Raw genomic sequence first — 2,263 nt, 5'->3', positions numbered from 1 at the left:
ATTGTAGGAGCGATGTATCAGATAGTCCCGACAATACTCGGAACGGAGTTGAGGGGGAAATCCCTTGCTGAAGGAAGTTTTTACCTCTTAAATCTTGGCACGGTGCTTTTGGCTCTCTCTATGCGCGGTATCGTAGATTTCTCTATTTCCGCAGCTATTTACACTTTAGGAGCGATATTGTTTGCGATAGTAATCTTTCTGACAATCTCCTCGGCAAGACTTTCTCCAAGCATAGCGGTCTGGTTTTTTGCCGCAGCCATAATCTATTACTTAGCTGGAGTAGTGTACGCGCTCTTAGCATTTTCGGGGATTCTTACCTTCAACATCCGTGTTCACGCTCACCTCTTGGCTGCGGGATGGATAGGATTAACGACCTTTGGAGGACTGTACGAACTATTTCCAATGCTCTCTCTGAGGAAGCTCAGAAGTCAGAAACTAGGTTGGGCGACATTCGTAATATCAAACGTCGCTCTCGTTGGGATGCTCTACGGTTTCGCGTATTCGGAAAAAGCTCTGCTGATCTTCGGAATTCTCTTCGTCCTCAGCTTTTACATGCTGGCTTTAAATCTCCTACTTACTCTCGCCTCTAAGCCAGAAAGCGAAGCTGAGTTGGACATTAGCGTGAAGTTTTTCGTTGTAGCTTTAATTTTCGGGCTTGCGGGAATAACTTTGGCTCCGTTGAACTTATTCTTCGATCTAACTTTCCAGCACTCGCACCTTCTTTTAGCCGGCTGGATAGCCCTGACAATCATCGGAGCTGAATACCATATCATCCCGATGATTACTTGGATGGAGAAGTATGCCGACAAGCTTGGAGTTGAAGATGTGCCAATGATAGCTGATCTGTTCAACATAAAAATCGGAAAGTTCGTTCTCTACTTATCCCCCATAGGAGTTGCCCTTTTGGTGATTCCCCAAATTGCTGTAATCGGAGGAGCATTATTTACAATCACAATACTCGCTTTCGTGGCTGACATGTTTGCCGTGAGGATAAGATGATCAACACAATTTTTCAGCGATAGACTGACTGAACACGTTTTTCGGTAAAAGCAATCGTTTTACAATGCTGTAAACGAGCTTAAAGTTCTTCGATGAAACCATTTTGAAGAGGTATTTCGGACGGGCGTAGAACTTCATATAGCAGTAATTTAGGAACTCCTTAATTCTCTCCGGACTTAAATGGGCGTTTTTCATAACGGGTTTTCCAGCAGTGTAGTCCTCGTAATTTTTCGTTATCAGGAGGTTCTCCTTTTCGGCAATCTCGTAAAGTTCAGTGCCGGGATATGGTGTGAGAATCGAAAACTGAGCGTAATCCGGATCGAGCTTCATCGCGAGTTTCAAAGTTCTTCTCATCTCATCCTCGCTTTCGTTCGGTGCGCCTATTATGAATGAGCACACCGTCTCTATCCCCTCTTCCTTGCAAATCCTTATCGCCCTTTCTACAGCTTTTAGATCGAGCTTTTTTCTGTAGAAGTTCAGAATTCTTTCGCTTGCGGACTCAACTCCGAAGTATATCTTAGTGCATCCCGCCCCTTTCATAATTCTCACGAGCTCTCTGTCGATCGTGTCGGCTCTTGAGGCGCAGCTCCAAGTTAAATCCACTCCCTCCCTTTTTATTTCTTTGCAAATGCTTTCCACTCTCTTTTTGCTTAAAGTGAACGTGTCGTCGCTGAAAGCGATGTGCTTAGCTTTAAATTCGTCTTCCAACCAGCTCATCTCCTTCACAACGTTTTCTGCACTTCTACTTCTGTACCTCCTACCAAAAAACTTGGACGAGACGCAGTAAAGGCACGAAAAAGGGCAGCCGCGAGAGGTAATCATTGGGAACTCTTCAAGCCTCCTTTCCATGAAGCTGTACTTGTTGAGGGGGAGGAGGTCGAAAGCGGGGAATGGTAGAGAATCGAGATCGAAAATAGGCTCCCTCGGCAGATTCTTAACGATTTTTTTGTCCTTTTTCCACCAAATCCCTCTTACGCCTTCCAAGCTCCTTCCGCTTTCAACCCTTTCAGCGACTTCAACGATAGTTTTCTCCCCCTCTCCAATACACACGGCATCAGCCTCTTTTAAACCTTCAGCAGGTCTGTAGGTTACGTGAACTCCTCCGAGAATGACGAATTTTTCGGGAAACGCTTTCTTTATTTCTTTTGCGTACTCTAAAGATCTTTTGAAGAGAGGGGTGGTAGCGGTAATCCCAACAAGGAAGCAGTCTTTAATTTTCTTCAAAACTTCCCCCACATCAAGCCTTTCAGCCATAGCATCGATT

General features: G+C 44.9%; 2 protein-coding genes. One reads left to right on the top strand and one right to left on the bottom strand.

Annotated elements, in window-relative coordinates:
- The coding region (locus F7C14_RS06370) for a hypothetical protein (protein WP_290901021.1) at positions 1 to 999 on the top strand (999 nt) is incomplete at its 5' end.
- Here F7C14_RS06370 and F7C14_RS06365 read toward each other — a convergent pair.
- Positions 1,000 to 2,263: radical SAM protein (locus tag F7C14_RS06365; protein WP_290901019.1), on the bottom strand; the 1,264-nt coding region annotated here is incomplete at its 5' end.

Origin of the sequence: Ferroglobus sp. (assembly GCF_015521575.1) — an archaeon.
Classification (GTDB): Archaea; Halobacteriota; Archaeoglobi; order Archaeoglobales; family Archaeoglobaceae; genus Ferroglobus.
Note: the sequence above shows the minus strand (reverse complement) of the source record. Positions and strands in the feature narration are given on the sequence as shown.